21 protein-coding genes are annotated in these 21,167 nt (G+C 69.2%); 9 read left to right on the forward strand and 12 right to left on the reverse strand.

Translation table 11 applies throughout. From position 1 onward, the window contains the following. Positions 1 to 84 precede the first annotated feature (84 nt). On the forward strand, positions 85 to 2,382 hold the full coding sequence (locus JNUCC0626_RS31385; RefSeq protein WP_394614380.1) for a DEAD/DEAH box helicase: 2,298 nt from the start codon (positions 85 to 87) through the stop codon (positions 2,380 to 2,382). A gap of 143 nt (positions 2,383 to 2,525) precedes the next feature. Further along, positions 2,526 to 3,299 carry an aminoglycoside adenylyltransferase domain-containing protein gene (locus tag JNUCC0626_RS31390; RefSeq protein WP_394614381.1) on the forward strand — a complete coding sequence of 258 codons (774 nt, stop codon included), beginning with the start codon at positions 2,526 to 2,528 and terminating at the stop codon, positions 3,297 to 3,299. Between the two features lie 449 nt (positions 3,300 to 3,748). Here JNUCC0626_RS31390 and JNUCC0626_RS31395 read toward each other — a convergent pair whose 3' ends face one another. The 9 genes from JNUCC0626_RS31395 to ssd all read right to left on the reverse strand — a co-directional run bounded on the left by JNUCC0626_RS31395 (position 3,749) and on the right by ssd (position 9,419). After that, positions 3,749 to 4,369, reverse strand: a complete 621-nt coding sequence (locus JNUCC0626_RS31395; RefSeq protein ID WP_394614382.1) for a bifunctional DNA primase/polymerase — start codon at positions 4,367 to 4,369, stop codon at positions 3,749 to 3,751. Between the two features lie 197 nt (positions 4,370 to 4,566). Further along, positions 4,567 to 4,992 carry an Rv3654c family TadE-like protein gene (locus JNUCC0626_RS31400; protein ID WP_394614383.1) on the reverse strand — a complete coding sequence of 142 codons (426 nt, stop codon included), beginning with the start codon at positions 4,990 to 4,992 and terminating at the stop codon, positions 4,567 to 4,569. Continuing rightward, positions 4,989 to 5,288, reverse strand: a complete 300-nt coding sequence (locus JNUCC0626_RS31405; RefSeq protein ID WP_394614384.1) for a TadE family type IV pilus minor pilin — start codon at positions 5,286 to 5,288, stop codon at positions 4,989 to 4,991. Before JNUCC0626_RS31405 ends, JNUCC0626_RS31400 begins: the two co-directional genes overlap by 4 nt. Before the next feature lie 10 nt (positions 5,289 to 5,298). Then, positions 5,299 to 5,460: a DUF4244 domain-containing protein gene (locus JNUCC0626_RS31410; protein ID WP_394614385.1), complete on the reverse strand. Its 162-nt coding sequence runs from the start codon at positions 5,458 to 5,460 to the stop codon at positions 5,299 to 5,301. A 10-nt stretch (positions 5,461 to 5,470) separates the two neighbouring features. Further along, on the reverse strand, positions 5,471 to 5,998 hold the full coding sequence (locus JNUCC0626_RS31415; protein WP_394614386.1) for a type II secretion system F family protein: 528 nt from the start codon (positions 5,996 to 5,998) through the stop codon (positions 5,471 to 5,473). Continuing rightward, entirely contained in the window at positions 5,995 to 6,762 is a 768-nt protein-coding gene (locus tag JNUCC0626_RS31420; protein ID WP_394614387.1) for a type II secretion system F family protein, read from the reverse strand. Before JNUCC0626_RS31420 ends, JNUCC0626_RS31415 begins: the two co-directional genes overlap by 4 nt. Beyond that, positions 6,759 to 7,874 (reverse strand): TadA family conjugal transfer-associated ATPase, encoded by a 1,116-nt coding sequence (locus JNUCC0626_RS31425; RefSeq protein WP_394614388.1) that lies wholly within the window; start codon positions 7,872 to 7,874, stop codon positions 6,759 to 6,761. Before JNUCC0626_RS31425 ends, JNUCC0626_RS31420 begins: the two co-directional genes overlap by 4 nt. Positions 7,875 to 8,241: 367 nt before the next feature. Then, positions 8,242 to 8,388, reverse strand: coding sequence for a hypothetical protein (locus JNUCC0626_RS31430; protein WP_394614389.1), 147 nt, complete (start codon positions 8,386 to 8,388; stop codon positions 8,242 to 8,244). Further along, entirely contained in the window at positions 8,385 to 9,419 is a 1,035-nt protein-coding gene (gene ssd / locus JNUCC0626_RS31435) for a septum site-determining protein Ssd (protein ID WP_394614390.1), read from the reverse strand. Before ssd ends, JNUCC0626_RS31430 begins: the two co-directional genes overlap by 4 nt. A gap of 459 nt (positions 9,420 to 9,878) precedes the next feature. Here ssd and JNUCC0626_RS31440 point away from each other — a divergent pair, with 459 nt between their 5' ends. The 4 genes from JNUCC0626_RS31440 to JNUCC0626_RS31455 all read left to right on the forward strand — a co-directional run bounded on the left by JNUCC0626_RS31440 (position 9,879) and on the right by JNUCC0626_RS31455 (position 15,690). After that, positions 9,879 to 10,670 carry an HAD-IB family hydrolase gene (locus JNUCC0626_RS31440; protein WP_394614391.1) on the forward strand — a complete coding sequence of 264 codons (792 nt, stop codon included), beginning with the start codon at positions 9,879 to 9,881 and terminating at the stop codon, positions 10,668 to 10,670. Positions 10,671 to 11,301: 631 nt separating this feature from the next. Then, positions 11,302 to 12,957, forward strand: a complete 1,656-nt coding sequence (locus JNUCC0626_RS31445) for a glycoside hydrolase family 3 protein (RefSeq protein WP_394622139.1) — start codon at positions 11,302 to 11,304, stop codon at positions 12,955 to 12,957. Then, positions 12,954 to 14,159 carry an exo-beta-N-acetylmuramidase NamZ family protein gene (locus JNUCC0626_RS31450; RefSeq protein WP_394614392.1) on the forward strand — a complete coding sequence of 402 codons (1,206 nt, stop codon included), beginning with the start codon at positions 12,954 to 12,956 and terminating at the stop codon, positions 14,157 to 14,159. Before JNUCC0626_RS31445 ends, JNUCC0626_RS31450 begins: the two co-directional genes overlap by 4 nt. 7 nt (positions 14,160 to 14,166) lie before the next feature. Continuing rightward, a complete protein-coding gene (locus JNUCC0626_RS31455; RefSeq protein WP_394614393.1) occupies positions 14,167 to 15,690 on the forward strand; it encodes a serine hydrolase domain-containing protein in 1,524 nt (507 codons plus the stop codon). Here JNUCC0626_RS31455 and JNUCC0626_RS31460 read toward each other — a convergent pair. Then, positions 15,673 to 17,010: a PLP-dependent aminotransferase family protein gene (locus JNUCC0626_RS31460; protein WP_394614394.1), complete on the reverse strand. Its 1,338-nt coding sequence runs from the start codon at positions 17,008 to 17,010 to the stop codon at positions 15,673 to 15,675. The two genes, JNUCC0626_RS31455 and JNUCC0626_RS31460, sit on opposite strands and share 18 nt — an antisense overlap. Before the next feature lie 50 nt (positions 17,011 to 17,060). Between JNUCC0626_RS31460 and JNUCC0626_RS31465 the strand changes: the two genes are divergently transcribed. The 3 genes from JNUCC0626_RS31465 to JNUCC0626_RS31475 all read left to right on the forward strand — a co-directional run bounded on the left by JNUCC0626_RS31465 (position 17,061) and on the right by JNUCC0626_RS31475 (position 19,407). Next, positions 17,061 to 17,507 (forward strand): carboxymuconolactone decarboxylase family protein, encoded by a 447-nt coding sequence (locus tag JNUCC0626_RS31465; protein WP_394614395.1) that lies wholly within the window; start codon positions 17,061 to 17,063, stop codon positions 17,505 to 17,507. Between the two features lie 71 nt (positions 17,508 to 17,578). Further along, a complete protein-coding gene (locus JNUCC0626_RS31470) occupies positions 17,579 to 18,499 on the forward strand; it encodes a MurR/RpiR family transcriptional regulator (RefSeq protein WP_382443169.1) in 921 nt (306 codons plus the stop codon). Continuing rightward, positions 18,496 to 19,407 carry an N-acetylmuramic acid 6-phosphate etherase gene (locus JNUCC0626_RS31475; protein ID WP_394614396.1) on the forward strand — a complete coding sequence of 304 codons (912 nt, stop codon included), beginning with the start codon at positions 18,496 to 18,498 and terminating at the stop codon, positions 19,405 to 19,407. Before JNUCC0626_RS31470 ends, JNUCC0626_RS31475 begins: the two co-directional genes overlap by 4 nt. On the opposite strand, the gene JNUCC0626_RS31480 is transcribed toward JNUCC0626_RS31475, so the two are convergent. Both JNUCC0626_RS31480 and JNUCC0626_RS31485 read right to left on the reverse strand, forming a co-directional pair. Further along, complete coding sequence (locus JNUCC0626_RS31480) at positions 19,396 to 20,526, reverse strand: globin domain-containing protein (RefSeq protein ID WP_394614397.1); 1,131 nt, start codon at positions 20,524 to 20,526, stop codon at positions 19,396 to 19,398. The two genes, JNUCC0626_RS31475 and JNUCC0626_RS31480, sit on opposite strands and share 12 nt — an antisense overlap. After that, on the reverse strand, positions 20,523 to 20,954 hold the full coding sequence (locus JNUCC0626_RS31485) for an RrF2 family transcriptional regulator (RefSeq protein WP_394614398.1): 432 nt from the start codon (positions 20,952 to 20,954) through the stop codon (positions 20,523 to 20,525). Before JNUCC0626_RS31485 ends, JNUCC0626_RS31480 begins: the two co-directional genes overlap by 4 nt. Between the last annotated feature and the right edge of the window lie 213 nt (positions 20,955 to 21,167).

A 21,167-nucleotide genomic window follows, 5' to 3' on the forward strand; every position in this document is an offset into this window, starting at 1 on the left:
GATCCGTGCACACACCGTTATCTGCGCAGGAAGTCGAGTGCGGCCCGGTCGGGACTGTCGGTGGTGTATGCGAAGCTCGATCCCGTGGTGGATCAGGGACGCCGGCTGCTGGACCGCGTGCTGGCGGGAGTTCCCGCCGGGGAGTCACCCCTCACGCATGCGCGTGATCTGCCGTTGCGGCAGGCAGATCACGTGGACTGGCCTGCGTGGACGGCTCCCGCGGTCGTCGAGGCGTTCGTCGAGACGGGCGTGCGCGAGCCGTGGCGGCACCAGGCGGAGGCGGCTTCGCTGGCGTGGTCCGGGCAGCACGTGGTCCTCGCGACGGGCACGGCGTCGGGCAAGTCACTTGCCTACCAGTTGCCCGTGCTTTCCACTCTTTTGGCGGACACGAAGGCCACCGCGCTGTACCTGTCACCGACCAAAGCCCTTGGGGCGGACCAGCTCCGGTCACTCGAGGAGCTGGGGATCAAGGGGGTGCGCGCGTCGGCCTACGACGGTGACACCCCGATGGCCGAACGCGACTGGGTCAAGGCCCACGCCAACTGGGTCTTCACCAATCCGGACATGCTGCACCGCGGAATCCTTCCGCAGCACCCGAAATGGCTGCGCTTCTTCCGCCGGCTGAAGTACGTGGTGATCGACGAGTGCCATTCCTACCGAGGCGTTTTCGGGTCGCACGTCGCGTTGTTGATGCGGCGTCTCCGCCGGGTTGCCCGGAAATACGGCGCGGATCCGATCTTCGTTTTGGCATCGGCCACAGTGGCTGATCCTTCCGGGTCCGCGCAGCGATTGCTCGGCGTGCCCGTTTCCGCTGTCGTGGACGACTTTTCGCCGCGTGCGTCGCGCACGGTCGCGTTGTGGGAGCCCCCACTGACCTCTCTGGAGGGTGAGAACGGCGCGCCCGTCCGGCGGTCGGCCGGTGCCGAGACGTCGCGCATCCTCGCCGACCTGGTCGTCGAAGGCGCACGTTCGCTCGCCTTCGTGCGCTCCCGTCGTGGCGCCGAGCTCACCGCCCTGGGCACGCAACGCATTCTGTCCGAAGTGGACAGTGAGCTGCCGCCGCGGGTCGCCGCCTACCGGGGAGGCTTCCTGCCGGAGGAGCGCCGGGCGTTGGAGAAGGCGTTGTCCACCGGTGACCTGCTCGGCGTCGCGACCACCAACGCCCTCGAACTCGGCGTCGACATCGCGGGCCTCGACGCCGTGGTGGTGGCCGGTTTCCCCGGCACGCTGGCGTCGTTCTGGCAGCAGGCGGGCCGCGCCGGCCGTTCCGGGGACAGCGCTCTGGTGGTGTTCGTCGCGCGCGACGACCCGTTGGACACCTACCTCGTGCACAACCCGGCCGCCGTCCTGGACCGCCCGGTCGAGGCGACCGTGTTAGACCCCCTCAACCCGTACGTGCTGGGCCCGCAACTGGCCTGCGCGGCCTCGGAGATGCCGCTGACCCCGGCGTGCCTGGACGACTTCGGCGGCCCGCTGGCCGAGGCCGTCCTTGAGGACCTGGTGGCCGAGAAGCTCCTGCGCCGCCGCCCGGCGGGCTGGTACTGGGCCTCACACGACCGCCCGCACGCCGGCGTCGACATCCGCGGCTCCGGCGGCGACCAGGTGGCCGTCGTCGAGGCCGACTCGGGCCGCATGCTCGGCACCGTCGACCCCGGCTCCGCCAGCTGGCAGGTGCACCCCGGCGCCGTCTACCTGCACCAGGGCCGCGCCTACGTGGTCGACGAACTGGACCTGGAGAGCGGCCTCGCGATGGTGCACCGCGAGGACCCGGAGTGGACCACCCAGCCCCGCGACTGCGTCGACATCACGGTGATCAGCGAGGCCGAGAGTTCGTCGTTCGACGGCGTCACGGTGTCGCTGGGCGAGGTCGAGGTGACCACCCAGGTCATCGGCTACCTGCGCCGCCTGCCGTCCGGCGTGGTGCTCGACCAGATCCCCCTCGACCTGCCGGAGCAGACGCTCCAGACCCGTGCCGTCTGGTACACCGTCGACGAATCGCTGCTGCTCGCGGCGGGCCTCGACCCGAAGCGCATCCCGGGCGCCCTGCACGCCGCCGAACACGCCGCGATCGGCCTGCTGCCGCTCTTCGCGACGTGCGACCGCTGGGACATCGGCGGCGTCTCCACGGCCGTGCACCCGGACACCGGCATGCCGACGGTCTTCGTGCACGACGGCCACCCCGGCGGCGCTGGCTTCGCGGACCGGGGCCACAGCGCGTTGCGGGCCTGGCTGACGGCGACCCGTGCGGCGATCAGCGCGTGCGCGTGCCCGATGGGCTGCCCGTCGTGCGTGCAGTCGCCCAAGTGCGGCAACGGCAACGAACCGTTGGACAAGGCGGGCGCCGTGCTGGTGCTGGACGTGGTGCTGGGCAAAATCGCCTGACCAGCGCTGCTCCGCCCGGTTATGTTGGTGGCGTGAACGCATGCAGCTGCAACGCCACCAACCGGACCCGTCGCCTCTAAGCGCGGCTGAGTCCGCTCCGCCGCGCCCGTCCCCTTCCGGCCACGGGTTCATTGGAGTCTGCCTTGTTCACGCCCTTTTCCGACCTGAACGCCCTTCTCGCCGACCTGGTCTCCGCCCAGCGCGAGATCCTCGGCCCCACCTACGTCGGCACCTACCTCCAGGGTTCGTTCGCCCTGGGCGCCGGCGACGTCCACAGCGACTGCGACTTCATCGTCGCCTGCACCGAACTCCCGTCCGGCGACCGCGAAGCGGGCCTGCGCGCGCTGCACGCCGAGATCCCCACCCGTCCCGGCCGCTGGTCGACGGAGATCGAGGGTTCCTACGCCGACGTCGGCTCCCTGCGCTCAGTCGCGGGTCTCGGCGTGCCGTGGCTGTTCAACGACCACGGCACCCGCACCCTGGAGTGGGACCTGCACTGCAACAGCCCGCACGCCCGCTGGATCCTGCGCCACCACGGCATCGTGCTGGCCGGGCCGCCGATCACGTCGCTGGTCGACGAGGTGCCGGCGTCCGTGCTGCGCGAGTCGATGCGAGCGGAGTTGCCGCACGTGCTGTCCGGCATCGAGGAGTGGGCGCCGATGGGCAACGCCTGGGCGCAGCGCTACATCGTCTCGGCCTACTGCCGCACGCTCTACACCATCCACACCGGAGAGGTGGAGTCCAAGCGCGGCGCCCTGTTGTGGGCAAAGAAAATGCTCGATCAGCGGTGGCACCCGCTGATCGAGCAGGTCTTGCAGGACCGGGACCTCGGCTGGGACGCCGACGCGGTTCCGCGGCCCGGAACCATGGAGCAGACCTTCGCCTTCGCCGCTTACGCGGAAGGGCTCGGGTTCTAACTGTTTTCGTGGGCGCGGCGGGGGCTCACGGGTACCCCCGCCGCGCTCTCCACGTGCCGAACACTGTTTTCCCGCCTGCTACCGCTTCGTGACCGGATCCCTTGGAACATCGGTGGAATCAGGTTCGTTCGTCTGGACAGGACACGCGGGAGGCGACGGTGTCCACTGTCTTCTGACGAACTCCGGGGAGGAGCCGGCTTCACCGACCGCGGCGGAGCTGGTGCTCCGCCACTAACGTCCTCGGTCCGGTCACTACTACGGGAGGCTGTCCTTCGGGGTGCGTGTTCGGCTTTTCACCCGATCCTCTGCGGCCCCCGACGTGCGGGGTGCGGAGGCCGATCATCGGATCGGGCTTGGTGGAACGGCCGCGCAGGGCATCGTCTTCGGGGTTGTCGGGGAGAGTCCACGACGACACCCAGCGCGGCCGGGCTTGTTCTTTTAGTTGTGGGTCAGACGGTTTCGAGCTGGAAGCGCGACGGGGCGTGCACGGCCTCGACGAGCGCTTCCTGCACGACGTGCGCGTCCGGCAGGTTCCAGCCGCAGACCTGCGGCTTGACCCGCCAGTGCACAACACCGTGCGCCATCGTGGTGGGCGGCAGCGGGATGTACTCACCCTTGCCGTAAAGGTGGACGTCCGCGTTGTTCGCGAGTGCGGCGTTGAGCTTCGAGCCGGACTTCACGAGGAACATCCACCGGCCGGACGGGGTCGCGGCGATCGGCACGGGAACACCGATCTGCCGCAGTGCGACGGCCGCGCGACGACCCAGGTCGGTACCGACCTCGATCGCGTCCACCACGTGGCCGGTGGCGACGAGAAGGCTGTAGGACGCGCCGGTCCACCACGTGGCGACCTGCTCGGGACGGGTCCCGATCCGGTCGACCCAGTCGCGGTGCACGGGGATGGGACCGTGCTGCTCAAGGCCGCTGCGGCCCGCCCACTGCGTCACACCGTTCTCGGAACCGGCCGGGAAAGTGCCGGGCAGTACGGGCCAACCGCGGTACGCGAGGCTGATGGCCTCGGCACGCAGTTCGATGCGGAAGGCCCCGCGCCAGCTGTCCGACCAATCCATCTTCCGTCGCCTTCTTCCTAGGCTCTGACTCGACATCGACGTGGTGCCGGTTTCCGTAGGGACACCGCGTCGGTGCCGCCACTACAACTAACGACACCGGCACCGGCCTCCGTAACCCCCGCTCGACAACTGGTAGCTACGGCACGGCGAACGTCCTTTGCCAGAACGGGCAGCTGAACTCCGCGCGTTTGGTTCGATCACCGTTCAGCATGTCCCGGCGCGGGTGTGAGTCCGCTCACCGCTGTGAGCCGACCGCTCGTCGTGCTCCAAACGCTTCGATCTTCGGCCGGACCTGCCCTGGCACGGGCGTTCACCGGGCCGAACGGCGTAATCGCCGACGCCTCGACAACCACCTCCCATCCGCTCACCGTGCAGCTCGTCAGCTCGGCCCCGTTCGCCAGAGCCACGCGTTTCGCCTGCTCACAAGCACTTTCGTCGCCGTCGGCCAGCCGAGCGGCAGCGGCGAGCGCCGCCAGATCGGCCGCGCCGGTCACCCGATGCCGCGCGACGACCGCCGACCCGACCTGAGCACCGGCCACCACGACGATGATCAGCAACAACATCGCCGTCACGCCGCTCACCGCGGCCGAACCCCGATCGCAACCCGACCGTTCACCGTTCATCGCGGCTCCGGCACGGCGAACGCCCGCGCGCTGAGCGGTAAGCCCAACGGCCCCCGCTTGCTGACCACGACCTCGACGGCATCACCTTGGACCTCGACCAAGACCTGGGCGCCACCCACGATCCGCCGGGCCGCCTCCTCACCGCGCTGCCGTTCGCCGCGGGCCGTGAGCCGGGCGGCCTCCCGGGCAGCGTCCGCGCACCGCATCTGCTCGGTGACGGCCGCCAGCCCGTTCGCCCCCAGCCACACGGCCACCAGCAACGCGCTGACCGCGACCGCCGCCTCGACCGTGACCATCCCCCGATCGTCAGACGACCGACAGCGCACGCTGTATCAGCCCCTGCAGCAGATTTCGCACGGCGTCACTGGTCACCAACACGTAGAACAGCCCAGCCAACGCGGCTGCGGCCAACGTCCCGATCGCGTACTCGACAGTGCTCATCCCGCTGTCGTCCTTGAGCAGTTCCATCTCTCGTCTCCTATCTGAGGAATTGACCGGCCAGCCCCAGCACCACCGGCGCGACGCCGAGGCACAGGAACGCCGGCAGGAAACACAGTGCGAGCGGCGCGGCCACCGCCACAGCGGCCCGCTGCGCCTGGGCCTCGGCCTCGTCGGCCGCTTCTTGCCTGGTCCGCGCGGCGAGCTCAGCGGTCTGCCGCGCCAACGCCGCCCCGGACCGCGCGGTCCGTCGCGCCGCCCTGGCCAGCACCGCCGTCCCGGGCTCGTCCAGCGCGGACGCCCACGCCGTGACCGGATCGGCTCCCAGCCGCAGCAGCTCCGCCACCCGCGCGAGCTCCTCGAGCTCCACCGCCTGGATCGCCGTGGGCACCGGCAACCCGGCCTTCAGACACGCGGCCAGCAGATCCCACGCCGCGGCCCGTTCGAACGGCCCGTGCGGCTTCTTCTTCTGTGACGGCGGATCGTGGAAGCGCGGCCTGAGTCGTTCGATGGCTTTCGGCATCTGTGGGAGCGCGAGCACGGCCAGCGCCAACAGCAGGAACGTCACGTCCGCACCTCCGTGATCCGCTGCGTCCACCACACCCCGGCCGCCACGAACACCGCCCCTGTCACCAACAGCGCCTGCCCGGCGGACGTCGCCGTCAGCACGTGGAACGTCCCGGCACCACTCACCTCGCCCAGCACCACCCCGATGACCGGCAACACCGCCAGCACCGCCGCACTGGCCCGAGGCCCAGCCATCCGCGCGTGCACCTGCCGCGCGAACGCGGCCCTCTGATCGAGGTCCCGCCTGGTGGCGTCCAGCACGTCCGCCAACGCCACCCCGTGCTTCGCCGACACCCGCCAAGCCCTGGCCAACTGCTCCACCGCAGTACCCAGCAGGGGCTGCTTCAGCTCGCGCAACGTCCGTTCGACGTCACCCCCGAGCCTCTCCGCGACCGCCGCCGCCCTGAGCACCTCCTTGGCCGGCGCCGGCGTGTCCTCAGCGGCACCTTCCGCCGCGTGCGCCGGATGCGCCCCGGCCCGCAACTCGTCGATCACCCCGCCGAGCCCACTGCTCAACGCCTCGGTCGCTTCTCTTCGCTGCTTGTTCCGCTTGCGCTGCTTGAGAATTCTCCGCGCGGTGATGGCGAGTGCAACGGCAGCGACAAGTCCGCCGATGCCTGCTGTCAGGTAGACGGTTGTAGCTGCTGCGGCGAGCCAGATGTACGGCGGCACAACGATTTCTCGCTTGTTCGCCGGCCTCAGCCGCCTGATCGACTTGACATGCGGCCACACGAGCAATGCGGTGGCCACCAGCAGAAGGCTCACCACAGCAACTCCTCGGCCACCCACCCGCGCTCGCGCGTCCAGACAGGACTCACCTTGAGTCCTTCGTGGCTCTCGATGACTCCGATTTCGTTGAGGTGTCTCGCATTCCCGTCGCGACGCATGTGCAACACGACCTTCACCGCCGCCACAACCTGACTGCGCAACGCCCGCGGCTCCAGCCCACCCAACGCTCCGAGCGCCTCCAACCGCGCCGGCACCTCACTCGCCGAGTTGGCGTGCAACGTCCCCGCCCCACCCTCGTGCCCGGTGTTCAACGAGGTCAGCAACTCCATGACCTCGGCCCCGCGCACCTCCCCGACCACGATCCGGTCGGGCCGCATCCGCAACGCCTCCCGCACCAACTGCCGGGTGGTGACCTCGCCGGCCCCCTCGACGTTGGCAGGACGCGCCGTGAGCCTCACGAACTGCGGATGGTCAGGATTCAGCTCGCTGGCGTCCTCAACACACACGATGCGTTCGTGCTTCGGCACGCACCCCAGCAACGCCGACAACAACGACGTCTTGCCCGACCCGGTGCCGCCGATGACGAGGAACGCCATGCGGCGCTTGACGATCGCACGCAAGGTGTCAGCCGTCTCCGCGTCGAACGTGCCCAGCCGCTGGAGGGCGTCGAGGTCGTGGGTCGCCGGCCTGAGCACGCGGAGGGACAGACAGGTCTGGTCGGCGATCGGGGGCAGGACGGCGTGCAGCCGGACGCCGCTGCCGGGGAGCCAGCCGTCGACGCAGGGTGAGGCGTCGTCGAGTCTTCGGCCCGCCGCCACGGCCAGGCGTTGGGCGAGGCGGCGAACGGCGTCCTCGTCGGGGAACGTGACGGGTGTGCGGTGGAGGCCGTTCGTGCCGTCGGCCCAGACCTGGTCGGGGGCGGTGACCAGGACGTCGGTGGTGCCCGGGTCGGCCAGGAGCGGGTCCAGCGGGCCGGTGCCGCTGAACTCCTGGCGGAGCACCTGGAGGGCGTCGAGGACGTCGGAGTCGGCCAGGACGCCGCCTGCTTCGGAGCGGACCGCGTGGGCGACCACGGCGGCGGTCATCTCGATGTCGGTTCCGGTGCCGGCGAGGCGGTGCCGGACTCGGTCGATGAGGGTGGAGGTCATGGCGGACACCTCGCGGAAGTCGTTGCTGTGGTTGGGGATTGGAGGCAGGCGGGGCGGTGCGGATGGAGGGCGCGCAGAAGGCGGTTCAGGCGCGAGGAGGGGGGCGGACCCGGACACCGGTGAGAGCGCGGCAGGTGAAAGCGCGCGGCCTGGTCCGGGTCAGATGGGTGTGGGTGGCGCGGGGGTTGGGCGGCGGGCGTGGCGGCCGTGGGTGGGCTCTTGGCCGCGCAGGCGGAGCCAGGTTTCTTGGCACCAGGCGAGGAAGCGGGTCATTGCGGCTTCTCCTTCTTGAAGACGTACTGGGGTGGGAAGGGGCGGCCGTAGCGCCACAGGTTGCGAGCCATCCCCCACAGGATCTGGAGGACGATCACGGCTGGAGTTCCTTTCGCGCCAACGGGATCTCGGGGAAGACCGGGACGCAGCCGCAGGCTTGCCACGTGAGTGGCTCGGGGGCTGGTGGGGCGGTCAGGATTGCCAGGTAGTCGGTTTCGTCGGCCAGGTCGGGGTGAGTCACGGGCGCAGCTCCTTCAGGACCGCTCTGGCCGCTGTTGCCAAGGGGCCCTTGGGGTTGCGGGGGAAGCGGCCCCGTTCGAGGACCTCGGCCAGGCCCGGTTCTGCTCGCATCGAGGTGAGGAGGGGGACGCCGATCACGTCTGCCATCTCGGACGGGCGGAGGTTGCCCGGGGACGGGCCTCGGACCACCAGGCGGAGGGTTCTGCCGTTGGTCAGGAGGTGGGTGGCCACTCGGCTGGCTGCTGCGGTGGCTCGGACTTCTGCTGGGACCACGAGCACTGTCAGGTCTGTTCGGTCCAGGGCTGCCGAGGCTGCGGAGGTCGGGAACCGCGGGAGGTCGCAGAGCACCGTGCAGCCCGCTCGGCGGCCCGCGTCCAGGACGGCCGCCACCGCTGCCGGGTCCGGGTCCGGGGCCTCGCGGTCGCAGGCGAGGACGGTCAGGTTGCCTGCGGTGGGGAGGGCTGCTCGCAGGGCCGACATCGGGACTCTGCCGCCGGTGGCGTGGACGCCTGGCCAGCGGGCGCCCTTGTCCGACTCGGTGCCCAGGGCCAGGTCTATGCCGCCGCCCAGCGGGTCGCAGTCGACCAGCATGGCTTCGCCGCCGGTCAGGACTGCTTCGCGGCCGCAGGCTATGGCCAGGGTCGAGGCACCTGCTCCGCCTCGGCCGCCGATGAAGGAGACGACCCTGCCTCGGTCCGAGGGTGGGCCCTCGGAGACGTCGGTCAGGGCGGTCACCAGGGCTCGGGCTTCCACCGGGAGTTCCAGGACGCCGTCTGCTCCCAGGGCGACCGCTGGGGACCACGGGGGATCGCCGCCGTGCACCACCAGGACTCCTGGGCGGCGTGGGAGGCCCGCGTCCAGGCAGGCGACCACCGCTGCCGGATCGAGGACCAGCAGCGGGGCCGTGTGCCAGGCGGCGCGGAGGGCGGTGACGTCCGGGGCGCAGGTGAGGTGGCAGTCGGCTGCGGCGGCCACGCGGAGGACCTCGTCGAGGAGGTCCTGGTCGGTGAGCAGGGCGGTGGGGTGGGTCATGGGATCGACGGTGGTCGGTCGTGATGAACGACACAACGGGGTGAAGATCCACATGTGGACAAACCAGCGGCTGTGGACAAGTCGCGATCTTGAAAGCCTTGCCAGGGCGGAAGTGTCGGGGGTGTGTGCGACTCTGGAGGGTTCGGCACACGGCGGGGCGGACGAGGCCCGGCAGAGCGGCAGAGGTCCAGTCCCGGCCAAGAGGAAACGGGGTCTGGATATGGGACGACCCCCGCCAGGGGGGAGGGACGGGGGTCGTCAATGGTTCAGTCCCGGGGGGTCGGACTGAACCCGTCCGTCGAACCGGACTCTCCTACTGTATCCCCATGCGCCAGTGCCGCGCGCAACTTCCGCAACAGCTGAGGGCCAAGTTTCGGTAACCGTGCAGCGCAACGGTTTCGTACACGAACGAAATGCCGCCCGAACGGCCTACTGGCGAGTACACCTAAGCTGAGCCACATGAGCCGGATCGCCGCCTTCTTCGACCTCGACAAGACCGTGATCGCGAAGTCGAGCACGCTGGCGTTCAGCCGCCCCTTCTTCCAGGAGGGACTGATCAACCGCCGTGCGGTGCTGAAGAGCGCATATGCGCAGTTCGTCTTCATGCTCGCGGGCGCGGACGCGGATCAGATGGACCGGATGCGGGCGCACATCACGGCGCTGGCCGCCGGCTGGGACGTCGAGCAGATCCGCAGCATCGTCAACGAGACGCTGCACGACATCGTCGACCCGCTCGTCTACAAAGAAGCGACACAGTTGATCGCCGACCACAAGGCGGAGGGCCACGACGTGGTCATCGTCAGCGCGTCGGGCGAGGAACTGGTCGCCCCCATTGCCCAGATGATCGGCGCGGACTACAGCGTCGGCACGAAGATGGTCATCCAAGACGGCCGCTACACCGGCGACGTCGCGTTCTACTGCGCCGCCGACAACAAGGCCGTCGCGATCAAGCAGCTCGCCGCCGAGCACGGTTACGACCTCGCGAAGAGCTATGCCTATTCGGACAGCGTCACGGACCTCCCGATGCTGGAGGTCGTCGGCCACCCGACGGTCGTGAACCCGGACCGGGGCCTGCGCCGCGTCGCGCTCGAGAAGGACTGGCCGGTCCAGCAGTTCGTCGACCCGGTCAGCCTGCGCGCCCGCATCCCCACCCCGTCGGGCAAGGCGGTCGCGGTCACGGCCATCAGCCTCGGTGCCGTCGCCGCCGCGGGGGCCGCCTGGTACGGCCTGCGCCGCCGCCGCAACAGCTGAAAGTCAAGCCCCCGCAAGCACATGCACCGGGAAGTGGCGGGTACTGACGAGTAGCGGCAACGCGCCGCACACGTGGTGCCCGCGTGAGTGGCCCAAGCCGCCCGCCCAGCGGTACCCGAACACGAACACGGGCTCACAAATCCAGAAACGCCAGTACTTTCCTTACTGAACGTGGCTTGAACGGTGCACCCGTCCGAGCCCTTGCTGTGACCCGGCCCACGCACTTAAATAGGTGGTGCGGAACTCGGGTCGGCCAGGGACCTGGCGAAGAGAAGCCAGAATCCACCCCGGCAGGGCTCCGTGCGCGGACTTCGAGTACCCACGCGCAGCACGCCGCGGGAGGCTTGTCGTCTAGGGCCTGCGTACCGGGACGCCGGACGCCGAGGCCAGGGTTGTACGACTGGAGTTGCACGCTTGGTAACTCGCAAGCCCGCGCTGAAGACGGGGCACCCTTTCGAGGGTGCCCCGTCTGCTTGTTACGGCCAGAAAACCCTCCGAACGGCAGAATGTCCGCCCGTTGACCCACCACGCAGCCGTGAGTAACTTGCGAAATGCGCCAGTTACCTGTGGGAACATCACCGGGAGGCACGGACAAGTGCGGAAGTTTGCCGCGTTGACGCTGGTCACAGCCATGGTCGCCCTCACGCCGGTGGCGAGAGCGGACGCCGCCGTGACCACACTGCGCGGGATGTCGCTGGAACAGAAGGTCGGCCAGCTCTTCGTCACGTACGTCAACGGCCAGGCCGCCGACGTCCCGCACCCCAAGAACCAGACGGACTTCGGAGTGGCGACGCCCGCGGAGATGGTGCGCAAGTACCAGCCCGGCGGCGTCATCTACTTCAACAACTCGAGCCGCGACAACATCGACACCCCCAAGCAGATCGCGCAGCTCTCCAACGGCCTGCAGAAGGCCAGCAAGATCCCTCTCCTCATCTCGACCGACCAGGAGATGGGCCTCGTCACGCGCATCGGCCCGCCGGCCACCCAGCTGCCGGGCAACATGGCCCTCGGCGCGGGCCGCAACCTGCAGGACGCCGAGGAGGCCGCCCGCATCACGGGCCAGGAACTCCGCGCGATGGGCATCAACCAGAACTTCGCGCCGGACGCCGACGTCAACTCCAACCCGGCGAACCCGATCATCGGCGTGCGCAGCTTCTCCAGCGACCCCAAGCTCGCCGCCGACATGGTGAAGGCGCAGGTCCAGGGCTACGAGGGCCGCCGCTGGTTCGACATGGACTCGGTGACCTCGACCGCCAAGCACTTCCCCGGCCACGGCGACACCTCCGAGGACAGCCACACGGCGCTGCCGGTCTCGAACCGCAGCCTGGAGCAGTGGCGCACCATCGACGCACCGCCGTTCCAGGCCGCCATCGCCGCCAAGATCGACTCGATCATGACCGCGCACATCCAGGTGCCGCAGATCGACCCGTCGGGCAACCCGGCCACGCTCAGCCCGAAGATCATCACGGGCCTGCTGCGCGACGAGCTGAAGTACGACGGCGTCGTCGTCACGGACTCGCTGGAGATGGCGGGCGTCCGCAAGCTGCACTCCGACGCCGAGATCCCGGTGCTGGCCATCAAGGCGGGCGTCGACCAGCTGCTGATGCCGCCGAACCTCGGCCTCGCGATCGACAGCGTCGTCAAGGCGGTCAAGGCCGGTGAGATCACCGAGCAGCGCATCGACCAGAGCGTCCTGCGCATCCTCAAGATGAAGCTGCTGCGCGGCGTCATGCTCACCGCCGAGGTCGACGAGAACAAGGTCGACCAGGTCGTCGGCTCCAACACCGAGCAGGCGCAAAAGATCGCCGACCGCACCATCACGGTCGTCCGCAACGACGGCCAGGCGCTCCCCCTCAACGCCACCGCGCCGCTGGTCATCGGCACCAGCGACGCCCAGACGACCGCACTGGCCACGCGCCTCAAGGGCACCAAGGTCGTCACCGCGACCAGCCCCACCCCGGCGCAGATCCAGCAGGCGCTCACGGCGGCGGCCAACGCCGACAAGATCGTCGTGCTGACCAACAACGCGAGCACCAGGCCGGCCCAGGTCGACCTGATCAACCAGCTCGTCGCCACCGGCAAGCCCGTCGTCGCGGCCGCCACCGGCAACCCCTACGACGTCGCCCACAGCAACGCCAAGACGTGGCTCGCCACCTACTCGACCACCACGGTGTCGATGGAGGCGCTGGCACGGATCCTGCTCGGCGAGGCGAAGCCGCAGGGCAAGCTGCCGGTCGACGTCCCCGGTCCGACCCCCTACCCGTTCGGCCACGGGGTGACGTGGTGAGGCGGCGCAGCTTCCTCGCAGCAGGCGCCCTGTCCGTTCCCCTCCTCAACACCACCCCGGCCAACGCGGCCCCGAAACTCGCCACCGCCTCCGAACAACTCGCGCAGCAGGGTTGGCGCAAGTTCAAGGGCCGCAAGGTAGGCGTGCTCACGAACCCGACAGGCATCCTCAACGACCAGACGCACATCGTCGACTCGATGGTCGCGCACGGCGAGAAACCCACGGCCGTCTTCGGCCCGGAACACGGCTTCCGCGGCACCGCGCAGGCAGGCGGTTCCGAGGGCGACTACGCCGACCCGCGCACCGGCATCCCGGTCTACGACACGTATCAGGCCACCCCGGCGAAGATCCAGGCGATGTTCGAGAAGGCGGGCATCGACACGGTCGTCTTCGACATCGCGGACGTCGGCGCGCGCTTCTACACCTACATCTGGTCGCTCTACCAGGCGATGGAAGCCGCGCAGAACCTCGACTTCGTCGTCCTCGACCGCCCGAACCCCATCGGCGGCACCGCGAACGGCCCGCAGCTCGACCCGGCCTACGCGACGTTCGTGGGCCTCAAACCGATCGTGCAGCAACACGGCATGACGGTCGGCGAACTGGCGAGGCTCTTCAAGGGCGAGTTCGACCTCAAGACGAAGCTCGAGGTCGTCAACGTCCGCAACTGGCGCCGGAACCAGCTCGACACGGGCCTGCCGTGGGTCCCGCCGAGCCCGAACATGCCCACCCAGGACACCGCGCTGGTCTACCCCGGCACGTGCCTGTTCGAGGGCACGGTCCTGTCCGAGGGCCGCGGCACCACCAGGCCGTTCGAAACGGTCGGCGCCCCCGGCATCGACTGGCGCTGGGCCGAGGCGCTGAACGCCCTGGGCCTCAAGGGAATCCAGTTCCGCGAGACCTACTTCAGCCCCACGTTCAACAAGTTCCAGGGCAAGACCTGCGGCGGTGTCACCCTGCACGTCACCGACGCGGCGAAGTTCGACGCCATCCAGGCCGCCGTGGCCATGCTGATCACCGCGAAGTCCTTGTACCCCAGCGTGTTCGCGTGGCGGCCCGACAACTGGATCGACAAGCTCAGCGGCTCCGACCGGCTGCGCAAGATGATCGACGCCCAGGCCCCTCTGGCGGAGATCACCGGCGCGTGGCAGCAAGAGCTCCAGCAGTTCCGCCGCACCCGCCTGCCCTACCTGCGCTACCGGTGAGGACGCCATGCTCATCCCTGCCCTGGCCGTCGCACTCGTGACGACCGCGCTCCCCGGCCACTTCGACCAGCCCCAGGACGGTTTCGCCCCCGCGTGGACGACCCTGCGCGAGTCGAACCCGTACTGGGCGAACCTCGACCCAGAGCCGATCAACACCGCCCTGCGTCAGCTCCGCGACTTCCAGAAACCCCAGGCCAACGGCAAGCCGCTGTTCGCCGGCGCCGTCACGATGTACGTGCACGACGGCAAGATCGTCACGCACGACCGCACGGGTTATGCGGTGCTCTACAAGGACCAGCAAACCCAGCTGCCAGAAGAAGAACGCGTCCCCATGAAGAAGGACACGATCTTCGACTTCGCGTCCATCTCCAAGCTCTTCACGTCGATCGCGGTGATCCAGCAGGTCGAGCAGGGCCGGGTGAGCATCGACGAACGCGTCGCCACCTATCTGCCCGAGTTCGGCGTGAACGGCAAGGAGAACATCACCGTCAAGCAGCTGCTCACACACACGAGCGGCCTCGAACCGTTCATCCCGTTGTGGCAGAAGTACCCCGACGTCCCGTCACGCATCAAGGCCGTCATGGACGTGACGCCGAAGTCGACGCCCGGCACCACCTACGTCTACTCGGACCTGAACCTGATCACGCTCGGCGAACTGGTCTTCAAGGTGAGCGGGAAACGCCTCGACCAGGCGGTCAGGGACGGCATCACCAGGCCGTTGAACATGAAGGACACCGGCTACAACCCGAAGGCCAAGGACCGCACGGCCGCCACGGAGTTCCAGGCCGCACCACCACGCGGCATCGTCCGCGGTGAGGTGCACGACGAGAACGCGTGGTCCCTCGGAGGAGTAGCCGGACACGCCGGTGTGTTCGGCACGGCCAAGGACCTCGCCGTCCTCGGTCAGGCGATCCTCAACGGCGGCACCTACAACGGCCGCCGGATCCTCAGCGAGCACTCCGTCGAGCTGATGCTCACGAACTTCAACCAGCAGTTCCCCGACAACGCCCACGGCCTCGGCTTCGAGCTCGACCAACGCTGGTACATGGGTGCGTTGAGCGGCCCCGGAACCGCCGGTCACACCGGGTACACCGGCACGTCGTTCGTGATCGACAAGGCCTCGCGCTCGATCGCGATCCTGCTGACCAACCGCGTCCACCCGAGCCGTGACTGGGGCAGCGTCAACCCGGCGCGCAGGGCGGTCGCGGACGGCCTGGCGAACGCTCTCGCCGTGCAGTCACGCGGAAAGCAGTGGCGGGCAACGACTTCCGGCGCGACCCTGACCGCCGAACGCCCGGTCGAGGTCTTCGTCGACGTCGACAAGGGCGACAAGCTCACGATCCAGCACTGGACCGGCACGGACTGGCAGGACGCCCGCACCATCACCACGACCGGACGTCGTTGGGTGCCAACGGAATCCGTGAAGTCCAGGTTCGTCTACACCAAGGCCGGCCAGTACAACGGCCGCGGCGTCTACGTGCACGCCCGTGGCGACGTCACGGCCGATGGCTGGTCAATGGCACGCCGCTAGCGCCTCCACAAAGCCCTGGAGCGCCCGTGGAAACGCGGGCGCTCCAAAACTCACCACGATCCCGGACCGGTCGTCGTCGCTCTTCTCGTGCCGGAACCACGAGAGCGGATTGACCTCGATGCCACGCTCACGAGCCGTGCGCACGACCTCTTCTTCGTGAGGCGTTTCCAGCACAGCGTGCATCCCGGCCGCGATGCCCGACACCGAGACGTACGGCGACACGGCCTCCACGAGCTGGTCACGCCGCCGTTGGTACTTCAACCTCATCCGACGGACATGGCTGTCGTAGGCCCCGGACTCCAGGAAGTCGGCCAGCGTCAACTGGTCGAGCATGCTGACGTGCTGCTCACGGTCGGTCTTGAGCTCCAGGATCGGGTCGACGAACCGGTCCGGCAGCACCATCCACGCGATCCGCAACGCCGGGGACAACGCCTTGCTCGACGTCCCGAGGTACACGACGTGCTCGGGGTCCAGGCCCTGCACGGCCCCGACGGGCTGCCGGTCGTAGCGGAACTCCCCGTCGTAGTCATCTTCCAGCACAAGACCGCCCACGCGCCGTGCCCACTCCACGGCCGCAGCACGCCTACGAGGGTGCAACGGGCCGCCCAACGGGAACTGGTGTGCGGGCGTCAACACACACGCGCGCAGGTCATCGGGCAGTTGTTCCGTGTGGGCGCCATGGTCGTCCACGGCCAACGGCACGGTCGCCTTCCAGAACGACCGGTGGAAGCCGAGCCCGTACTCCTCGACGACGACCGGTGGCCGCAACAGCCGGTTGAACATCTGCACAGCGCCACCGAACCCCGAGCACACCACGATCCGTTCGGGATCGGCCCGCACGCCCCGCGCCCGCGCCAGGTACTCGGCCAACGCCGTCCGCAGCTCGATGCGCCCCTGCGGGTCGCCCGGCCCGAAGGCCTCCGAAGGCGCCGCCGTCACCGCCCGCCGCGTCGACCGGATCCACTCGGCGCGCGGGAACTCGGTGACGTCCGGGGTGCTCACCTGGAGGTCGAACCTCACCGCCGGTCCGGTCGCCGCGCGCGTCACCGGCTGCGGCGGCGCGACCCGTTGCGCGACAACGGTTCCGGACCCCTGACGAGCGGTAAGCCACCCCTCCGCCACCAGCTCCGCGTACGCGTCGGCGACGGTGTTGCGCGCGATCCCGAGGTCGGCGGCGAGCGACCGCGAGGCGGGCAACCGGGTACCGGCCGGCAACCGCGCCGAACGGACCGCCTCCCGCAGTGCCGCCGTCAACCGCTGCCGCAGCCCACCCGGACCGGACAGGTCCAGGTGGAAGTCAAGATTGGCCCACGATTCCACGTGAAGATTGCACCATGCCCAGGGACAATCCGGGTCCTAAATTTCTACCCATGACGAACCGCATCGACTTCCCCAAGAAGGCCCCGAAGGTCTACCGCGCGATGATCGCGCTGGACGCCGCCGCACGCGAGGGCCTCGACGAGGGCCTCGCGGAACTGGTCAGGATCCGCGCGTCGCAGCTCAACCACTGCGCCCACTGCATCGCCATGCACACCGCCGACGCCCGCAAGCTCGGCGAGTCCGAGGCCCGCATCTACCTCCTCAACGCGTGGGAGGAGGCCGGTGACATCTACACGGAGAAGGAGCAGGCCGCGCTGCGCCTCACCGAGGCCATCACGGTCATGAGCAGCCACGAGTACGTCAACGACGACGTGTACGCGCACGCCGCGAAGCACTTCGAAGAAGAAGAGCTCGCGCAGCTCATCGCACTGATCTTCACCATCAACGCGTGGAACCGGATCGCCGTGTCCACCCGGATGACCCCGATCGTCCACTGACCACCTGCCGAGAGAGTGACTTTCGGACACAGTCCGTTGACCGTTGGTGTGGCGGTTAGTAAGTTTCCCACGTGTCCACTGAGAGCAGTGCCGAGTCCAGCCCTCTGGTGAGGATCCGGTCGTTGTTGCCGGGTCTCGCGCGCGCCGAGCAGCGCGTCGCGAAGGTGGTGCTGGAGAACCCGGGGACGGTCGCGCACCGCAGCATCACCGAGGTCGCCGAGCAGGCGGGCACCAGCGAGACGACGGTGACGCGGTTCTGCAAGGCGATCGGCGTCGGTGGATATCCCGAACTGCGCATCGCCCTGGCCGCCGACACCGCGCGCAGCCAGGCACGTGCCAACCACGACATGGGTGGCGACATCGGCCCCGGCGACGACCTCAAGCAGGTCGTCGGCAAGGTCGCGTTCGCCGACGCCCGCGCCGTCGAGGAGACCGCCGAGCAGCTCGACGTCGAGTCGCTCGACAAGGTCGTCCAGGCCGTCGCGGGCGCCCGTCGCGTGGACGTCTACGGCTTCGGCGCCAGCGCGTTCGTGGCGTTCGACCTCCAGCAGAAGCTGCACCGCATAGGGCTCACCTGCTTCGCGTGGAACGACACGCACATCGCGCTGACCTCGGCCGCCGTGCTGACCGAGGCGGACGTCGCCGTCGGCATCTCGCACACCGGCTCGACCGCGGAGACCGTCGAGGCGCTGCGGGTGGCCCGTGAATCCGGCGCCACCACGGTCGCGCTGACGAACTTCCCGCGCTCGCCGATCACCGAGGTCGCCGACCACGTGCTGACCACGGCGGCGCGCGAGACCACGTTCCGCTCCGGCGCGATGGCGAGCCGGATCGCCCAGCTCACGGTGATCGACTGCCTGTTCATCGGCGTCGCCCAGCACCACGTGGACACGGCGAAGACGGCACTCGAAGCGACCTACGAAGCGGTCTCCGGCCACCGGCTGGGCGCGAGACCAGACGGCCGGCGACGGCCGCGGGAGACGTCTAAATGACCTCCCCCCGGAACGGTGTGGTGGTGCGCGTGGAATCTCCGACCGAGCAACGGAACCCGCGCACCGCGGACATCGACCGGGTCCCCACGATCGACGTGCTCCGCATGATCAACGAAGAGGACCGCACGGTCCCGGCCGCGGTGGCGCAGGCCCTCCCGGACCTGGCCCGCGCGGTGGACCTGGGCGTCGCGGCGATCATGTCCGGCGGCCGAGTGCACTACGTCGGCGCGGGCACCTCAGGCCGCCTCGCCACCCTCGACGCCGCCGAGCTCGTGCCGACGTTCAACGTCCCGGCGGACTGGTTCCTCGCCCACCACGCAGGCGGTCCGGAAGCCCTCGTCCGCGCCGTCGAAGAGGTGGAGGACCACTCCGGCGCCGCCCAGATCCGACGCCACGCCACGGCGAAAGACCTGGTCGTGGGCGTGACGGCATCCGGGCGCACGCCGTTCGTGATCGGCGCGCTGCAAGAGGCGCAAGCGCTTGGCGCCCACACCGTCCTGGTCTCGAACAACACCTCGGTGCCGTTCACGCCGGACGTCCTGGTCGTCCTCGACACCGGCCCGGAAGCCATCGCGGGCTCCACCCGGATGAAGGCGGGCTCGGCCCAGAAACTGGTCCTGACATCGTTTTCCACGGCGGTGATGGTCAAACTCGGCCGCACCTACTCGAACCTGATGGTCAGCATGCGCGCCACCAACGCCAAACTGCGCGGCCGCACCATCCGCATCCTGCACGAGGCCACCGGCCAACCGGAGAACGCCTGCGAACAGGCCCTCGCGGACGCCGCCGGCGACCTCAAGGTGGCCCTGGTCCACCTGCTGGCGGGCGTGACGGCCGAACGCGCCGCCGCCGCGTTGGAGGACACGAAGGGCCACGTCCGCAACGCGCTGGACCGCCTAGCGGGTTAGGTCGGGCCCAAAGACCTCGTAGTGGATGTCCGTGACACCCGCGCCGAGCAACTGAGCCCGCATGGCCTTGAGGAACGGCGTGGGCCCGCACAGGTAGGCCGTGGTGTCCTGCGGCAGGTCGATCCCCGCGAGGTCGACGTACCCGGTCCGTTCGGCGGGCCACTCGCCGACCGGCCGCTCGTAGAACACGTGGGCCAGCCCGTTGTCGAGCTTCCCCACGAGCTGGGCGAGGTCGGCGCGGAACGGGTGCGTGAACTGGTCGCGGTCCCCGTGCACCGCAATCACCTCGCGCGGCGACCCGACGGCGGCGAGTTCAGCCAGCATCGCCACCATCGGCGTGCACCCGATCCCGGCCGACGCCAGCAACACCGGCCCGTCCCCCGGCTCCAGCGTCACGTCCCCGGACGGCTGACTGACGTTGATCACGCTCCCCGCCACGACCTCGTCGTGCAGGTGGTTCGACACCTCACCGTCCCGCTTGACCGAGAACTGCAACGCGTCGTCGGTCCGCCCCGACAGGCTGTACTGCCGAATCTGCCGAGCCCCGTCCTCCAACTCGACCTGCACCGACACGTACTGCCCAGCCTGGCTCGGCGGCACCGGCCCGTTCAGCGGCCGCACCACGAACGTCACCACGTCGTCGGTCTCCTGGAACCGCGCGATCACCCGGTGCTCCTCCCACCCGCGCGGCAGGAACCTCTCCAACCCGATCAACGTGTCGGCCATCAACCAATAAACCTCGCTCCACGCCGCGCCGATCTCCTCCGACACCTGGAGAACCTCGGCGACAGCTCCGAGCAAGTGCTTGTGCACCACCGCGTACTGCCCCGGCGTGACACCGACCGACACGTGCTTGTGCGCGATCCGCCGCAACATCGCGTCCGGCGTCTGCCCGGCGAGCAACCCGGCCGCAAAGGCCGCGACCGACCCGGCCAACGCCTGCGGCTGCGTCCCGTTCGCCTGGTTTCCCCGGTTGAACAGATCCCGCTGCAACACCGGGTGTTCCTCGAACATGCGCGCGTAGAACAACTCGCTGATCTCGCCGATCGCGGCGGCAACCGCGGGCAGGCTGGCCTCGACCAGCTCCGTCGACTTCGGGGACAGCATCGTCTTCCTCACTTCAGCTGCAGGGTGAGCAGCACAGGTCCGGTGGGATCAGCGACGAGGTCCTCGACGCTCAGTGGATCGAGCGAGGCGTAAAAGGCTTCCTGCGCCTGGCGCAACGCCCGCCGCAACCGGCAGGCAGCAGCCAACGGACACGGCACGTCGCCCTCGCAGTCGACGACATCGCCAACACCTTCGAGCTTCCGCACCAACTGCCCGATCGAGGCGGCCCGGCCGGTGCCGGTGAGCGTCAGCCCACCGCCTCGGCCGCGCCGCGCCTCGACCACACCCAGGTGCTGGAGCTGGGCAACGACCTTCGCGGCGTGGGTGTACTGCACGCCCATGACCTCGGCGACTTCGCGGGTGGTCGGGTTCGCCTCTTCGGCGACGGCCAGCCGCATCACGATGCGCAGCGCGATGTCGGTGCTCTTGGTCAGCCTCACAAGATCGAGGCTAGCTTAATTGGCATCTAAGATGCATGTTATCTGGACCACGGATCCCATCGGCGGACTTGAGGCTCCCCCGCGACCCAACGTACCGACGAGGTCTGACACTCCGGCCGAACCGAACCAACCGCACTCGCCAACGCAAGGTGACCACCGCCCAAGCCCGGCGCGAGGCGCCAACCGGATAGCCACAGACGTAAGCCACCCACC

It is taken from the genome of Lentzea sp. JNUCC 0626, from assembly GCF_043632865.1.
GTDB lineage: Bacteria > Actinomycetota > Actinomycetes > Mycobacteriales > Pseudonocardiaceae > Lentzea.